The organism is Kitasatospora sp. NPDC001539 (genome assembly GCF_040298565.1).
Lineage (GTDB): Bacteria > Actinomycetota > Actinomycetes > Streptomycetales > Streptomycetaceae > Kitasatospora.
In genome coordinates, this window is record NZ_JBEPAK010000330.1 from 1 (window position 1) to 6388 (window position 6388).

Annotated in this window: 2 protein-coding genes; both read right to left on the minus strand. The window is 73.5% G+C overall.

Going from position 1 to position 6388, the window contains the following annotated elements; translation table 11 throughout:
• A partial coding sequence (locus ABT247_RS30720) for a non-ribosomal peptide synthetase (RefSeq protein ID WP_350749121.1) occupies positions 1-5639 on the minus strand: 5639 nt, incomplete at its 3' end.
• 78 nt (positions 5640-5717) lie between these two features.
• Positions 5718-6388 (minus strand): phosphopantetheine-binding protein (locus tag ABT247_RS30725; RefSeq protein WP_350749124.1); only part of this gene is annotated, 671 nt, incomplete at its 5' end.

A 6388-nucleotide genomic window follows, 5' to 3' on the forward strand; every position in this document is an offset into this window, starting at 1 on the left:
TTGCCGTTGCCGTAGGGGCAGGCGACGAAGCGTTCGGCGGTGAGGGTGGGGCGGCCGAGGTAGCCGCGGGCGAGGCCGGCGCCGGCGAGGTAGAGCTCGCCGGGGACTCCGGCCGGGACGGGTTGGAGGGTGTCGTCGAGGACGTAGGCGCGGGTGTTGGCGAGCGGGCGGCCGATCGGCACCACGTCCGGGACGTCCGTGCCGGGCGTCATGGTGAAGGTGGTCTTGATGGCCGTCGTCTCCGTCGGTGCGTAGACCGCGACCACGTCCGTCCCGGGGCAGACCCGGAACAGCTGCCGTACGGCCTCCGGCGGCACCACGTCGCCGCCGGTCCACACCTGGCGCACGGCCCGGAACGCCTCCGGGGTCTCCTCCGCCATCAGCCGCAGCAGGCCCGAGGGCGCCTGCACCAGGGTGACCGCGTGCCGGGTGATGGTCGCGGCCAGAGCACGCAGGTCGAGCTGCCCGGGCGCCGCCAGCACGATCCGTCCGCCCGTCACCAGCGGCGCCCAGACCTCGGTGGTGGAGGCGTCGAAGGCCGTGGGCGAGTGCAGCAGGACACCGGCGTGGTGGCCCTCGTGGAAGTGCCGGTTGGCCAGCAGGTCGACCACGTTGCGGTGGGTGACCGCGACGCCCTTGGGCACCCCGGTCGAACCGGAGGTGTACATCACGTAGGCGAGCTGGCCCGGGTGCGAGCGCCGCCCGGCCGGCTCGGCGGCGGAGGCCTCGCCGACGTCGAGCGCGCGGGGGCCGCCGTCGGCGAGCACCGGATGGTCGCGGTGCGCCGCGTCGACCAGGACCAGCCGCGCCCCGGTGTCGGCGAGGATGTGCCGCATCCGGTCCAGCGGGTAGCGCGGGTCCAACGGGACGTAGGTGCCGCCGGCCTTGGTGACCGCGAGGATCGCCGCGACCAGGTCGGCCGAGCGGTCCATCAGGATCCCGACCGGCTCCTCCACCGCCAGCCCGCCCGCCAGCAGCACGGCTGCCAGCTTCCCGGCCCGCGCGTCCAGCTCCGCGTAGCTCAGCTCCTCGGTGTCGGAGACCACGGCCACGGCGTCCGGGGTGGCGGCGGCCTGGGCCTCGAACAGCTCTGGCAGGGTGCGGTCGGCGACCGGGGCGGCCGTGTCGTTCCAGCCGCTGAGCAGCTGCTCGCGCTCGCCCGGGGCGAGGATCCCGATCGCGCCGACGGGCGTGTCCGGGTCGGTGGCGACGGCGTCGAGAACGCGGAGCAGGCGCTCCACCAAGGCCGTCACGGTGGTGTGGTCGAAGAGGTCCGCCGCGTACTCGACGGCCGCCGCCACCCCGAGCGGGGCGCCGTTCCCGCCGTACTGCTCGGTGAAGTTGAAGTTCAGGTCGAAGTGGGCCTGGGCCGCGCCCGCGCCCTCCAGCACCCCGCCGGCCTCGCCGAGGGTGAGCACGGGGGAGGGGCCGCTGCCGAAGGTCAGCACAGTCTGGAAGAGGGGGTGGCGGGCGGGGGTGCGGGTGGGGTTGAGGTGTTCGACCAGGCGCTCGAAGGGGATGTCCTGGTGGTCGTAGGCGTCGAGGTCGGTGTGGCGGACGCGGTCCAGCAGTTGCCGGAAGGTGGGGTTTCCGGTGGTGTCGGTGCGCAGGACGAGGGTGTTGACGAAGAAGCCGACGAGGTCGTCGAGGGCTTGGTCGGTTCGTCCGGCGACGGGGGTGCCGAGGGGCAGGTCGGTGCCGGCGCCGAGCCGGGTGTAGAGGGTGGCGACGGCGGCCTGGAGGACCATGAACAGGCTGGCGTTCTGCGCGGCGGCCAACTCGGTGAGGGCGCGGTGCAGTTCGGGAGAGATCCGGTATTCCACCGTTCCCGCGCGGTGGCTGGGGGCGGCCGGACGCGGGCGGTCGTAGGGGAGGGCAAGTTCCTCCGGTGCGTCGGCCAGGGCTCGCTGCCAGTAGGCCAGTTGGCCCCGGTGCGCGCTGGTGGGCTGCTCCTCGGTGCCGAGGAGTTCGCGCTGCCAGAGGGTGTAGTCGGCGTACTGGACGGGCAGCGGCCGCCAGTCGGGTGCCGAGCCGCTGCGGCGGGCCCGGTAGGCGGTGGCGAGGTCGCGCAGGAGCGGGGCGAGGGACCAGCCGTCGGCGGCGATGTGGTGCAGCAGGACCAGCAGCACGTGTTCGCCGTTCGGCAGCGAGAACAGCGACACCCGGATCGGCAGGTCCTCGGCGAGGCGGAACACCTCACCGGCGGCCTCGGACACGGCGGCCTGCAGCTCGTCCTCGTCGGCCACGCTGCGGGTGCGGAGGACGACGCGGTCGGCCTGGACGACCTGCTGGTGCGGCTGGCCGTCGGTGCTGGGGAAGGTGGTGCGCAGCGCCTCGTGCCGGTCCGCGACGTCCCGCAGGGCCTCGGCGAGGGCGGTGGTGTCGATCTCGCCGGTCAGCCGGGCGGTGAAGGGGGTGTTGTAGAGCGCGCTCGGGCCCTCGAACTGGTCGATGAACCAGAGGCGTTGCTGGGCCGGCGAGAGCGGGACGCGCGCCGGCCTGGGCTGCGGCCGCAGAGCCGGACGGGCGGCGGCGCCGGACAGCAGAGGGGCGAGGGCGGCCACGGTGGGGTGGTCGAAGAGCGTGCGGATGGGGAGGTCGGTGTCGAGGGTGGTGCGGATGCGGCTGGTGAGTTTGGTGGCGAGGAGGGAGTGGCCGCCGAGGTCGAAGAAGTTGTCGTCGATGCCGACGGTGGGTAGTGCGAGGACGTCGGCGAAGAGGTCGCAGAGGGTTCGTTCGGTGGTGGTGCGGGGGGCGCGGCCCTGGGCGGCTTCGGCGTAGTCGGGGGTGGGGAGGGCGCGGCGGTCGATCTTGCCGTTGGGGGTGATGGGGAGGGTGTCGAGGGTGACGACGGCGGCGGGGACCATGTAGGCGGGGAGGCGTTCGGCGGCGTGGGCGCGGAGTTCGGCGGGGGTGGCGGTGCCGGTGGTGTAGACGACGAGTCGTTTGTCGCCGGGTTGGTCCTCGCGGACGGTCGCGACGACCTGTCCGACGGCCGGGTGGGCGGCGAAGGCGGTTTCCACCTCGCCGAGTTCGATGCGGAAGCCGCGGAGTTTGATCTGGTCGTCCGCGCGAGCGACGAACTCCAGTTCGCCGGTGGTGGTCCAGCGGGCGAGGTCGCCGGTGCGGTACATGCGGGTGCCGGGGTCGCCGTAGGGGCAGGCGGTGAAGCGTTCGGCGGTGAGGGTGGGGCGGCCGAGGTAGCCGCGGGCGAGGCCGGGGCCGGTGATGTACAGCTCGCCGGCCACGCCGGCCGGGACGGGTCTCAGCCCGGCGTCCAGCACGTACACCCGGGTGTTGGGCAGCGGGCGGCCGATCGGCACCGTGTGGGGCACGGTGGATGCGCGTGCCATGGCGTGGCAGGTGGCGAAGGTGGTGGTCTCGGTGGGGCCGTAACCGTCGACCACGGTGAGGTCGGGGCAGGCGGCCATGACGCGGCGGACGGCTGCGGGGGAGACGACGTCGCCGCCGGTCCACAGCTCGCGCAGGCCGGTGAAGGTTTCCGGGGCCTCGGTGGCGATGACGTTGAAGAGGCCGGCGGTGAGCCAGGCGGCTGTGACGCTGCCGTGGTGGATGGTGTGGGCGAGTTCGGTGGCGCCGAGGCGTCCGGGGGGTGCGAGGATGGCGCGGCCGCCGGAGAGGAGTGGGGTCCAGAGTTCGTAGGTGGAGGCGTCGAAGGCGGTGGGGGAGTGGACCAGCACGCTGGAGTGGTTGCCGGTGGTGAAGGTGCCGCCGAGGGCGAGGTCGATGACCGAGCGGTGGGTGATGCCGATGCCCTTGGGGGTGCCGGTGGAGCCGGAGGTGTGCATCACGTACGCCAACTGGTCCGCATGAAAAGGTAGTTCGAGGTTGTCGGCGGTGCCGTCGCCGACCGGCAGGACGGTCAGTCCCTCCAGGGCCGGGTGGTCCTGGTGTCCGGGGTCGGTGAGCGCGAGCCGGGCACCGGCGTCCGTGAGGACGGCCCGTAGGCGCTCGTCGGGCTGGGCGTCGTCCAGGGGCACGTAGGTGCCGCCGGCCTTGAGGACGGCCAGGATCGCCACCACGAGCGCGACGGAGCGGTCCATGAGCAGGGCGACCGGCGTCTCCATGCCCACGCCGGCCGTGACCAGCCGACGCGCCAAGCCGTTGGCGCGGGCGTTGAGTTCGGCATAGGTCAGCTCGCCGTCCACCGCCACCAGGGCGACGGCGTCGGGCGTCGCGGCGGCCTGGGCCTCGAACACCGCGGGCAGCCCGCCCTCGGGCAGCGCCGCCACCGGGCCCCTGCCGTCCGCGAACAGCCGCTCCCGCTCCGCCGGGCTGAGCACCTCGATCCCGCCGATCGGGGTGTCCGGGGCGGCCACGACGGCCCGGAGCACCCGGACCAGGCGCTCGCCCAGCGTCGCGGCGGTGGCGTGGTCGAACAACTCCTCGGCGTACTCCACGGCACCGGTGAGGCCGTTGGCGGCTCCGCTGTCGTCGTGCTGCTCCACGAAGGCGAAGGTCAGGTCGAACTTGGCCAGGTGCTGGTCCAGGTCCTGCGCGCGGCAGGTCAGCCCGGCGAAGTCGGACGGCAGGTCCTGGTCGCTGTCCAGCGTCAGCATCGTCTGGAAGAGCGGGTGACGGGCCGGGGTGCGGGCCGGGTTGAGGTGTTCGACCAGGCGGTCGAAGGGGATGTCCTGGTGGTCGAAGGCGTCGAGGTCGAGCCGCCGGACGCGCTCCAGCAGCTCCCGGAAGGTGGGGTCGCCGGAGGTGTCGGTGCGCAGCACCAGGGTGTTGACGAAGAAGCCGACCAGGTCGTCCAGGGCCTCGTCGGTGCGCCCGGCGACCACGGTGCCCAGCGGGAGGTCGGTGCCCGCGCCGAGCCGGGTGTACAGCACGGCCACGGCGGCCTGGAGGGCCATGAACAGGCTGGCCCGTTCCTGCGTCGCCAACTCGACGAGCGCGGCGTGCAGTTCGCCGTCGAGTGCGAGGTCGGCCGCGCCGCCGCGCCGGGTGGGTTCGGCCGGGCGGGGCCGGTCGTAGGGGAGGGCCAGTTCCTCCGGGGAGCCGGCCAGCGCCGCCTGCCAGTAGCCGAGTTGGGTGGCGATCACGCTGTCCGGGTCGTCCTCGGCGCCGAGGAACTCCTGCTGCCAGAGCGTGTAGTCGGCGTACTGGACGGGCAGTGCTTCCCACGCCGGGCGGGTGCCCGCGCGGCGGGCGCGGTAGGCGGTGTCGAGGTCGCGGAAGAGCGGGCCGACGGACCAGCCGTCGCTGGCGATGTGGTGCATCAGCACCAGCAGCACGTGTTCGCCGTGCGGTAGGGAGAACAGCCGGCACAGCAGCGGGAGTTCGGTTGCCAGGTCGAAGACGTGCCGCACGGACTCGTCCAGCCGCGCGGTCAGCTCGGCCTCGTCGGCCACCGGCACGGCGGTCACCTCGACGGACTCGACGGCGGAGCCGTCCGGGTCGGCGATCACCTGGTGCGGCCGGCCGTCGACCGCCGGGAAGGTGGTGCGCAGCACCTCGTGCCGGACGAGCACGTCCCGCAGCGCGCGGGAGAGGACGGCGGGGTCGACCTCGCCGGTGAGCCGGACGGCGAACGGGGTGTTGTAGAGCGCGCTGGGGCCTTCGAGCTGTTCGACGAACCACAGCCGCTGCTGCGCGAACGACAACGGGATCAAGGTCTGCCTCCGGGCGGTGACGTGCAGGGTGGACGTGACGGTCGTGCCGGCCGACGGTGCCGGACGGCGGGGAGCGACCTACGACGGGCTGCCCGGCCGGCGCATCGGCCTGAGGGCGGGACGGGCCTTGCGGGCCGCCGGCAGCGCGGTGGCGAGCTCACCGACCGTGGGGTGGTCGAAGAGGGTGCGGATCGACATCTCGACGCCCAGGGTGGTGCGGATGCGGCTGACCAGTTTGGTGGCGAGGAGGGAGTGGCCGCCGAGGTCGAAGAAGTCGTCGTCGATGCCGACCGTGGCCACGCCGAGCACCTGGGCGAACAGCTCGCACAGGCTCCGTTCCCGCTCGGTGCGGGGTTCGCGGCCTTGGGGTGTGGTGCGGTAGTCGGGGGCGGGGAGGGCGCGGCGGTCGACTTTGCCGTTGGGGGTGACGGGGAGGGTGTCGAGGGTGACGATGGCGGCGGGGAGCATGTAGGCGGGGAGGCGTTCGGCGGCGTGGGCGCGGAGTTCGGCGGGGGTGACGGGGTCGGGGGTGGCGGTGCCGCTGGCGGTTGTCGCCGACCGGGTGAGGTAGACGACGAGTCGTTTGTCGCCGGGTTGGTCCTCGCGGACGAGGGCGAGGGCGTGGCCCACGGTGGGGTGGGTGGTGAAGGCGGTCTCGACCTCGGCGAGTTCGATGCGGAAGCCGCGGATCTTGACCTGGTCGTCGGTGCGGCCGAGGAATTCGAGTTGGCCGGTGGTGGTCCAGCGGG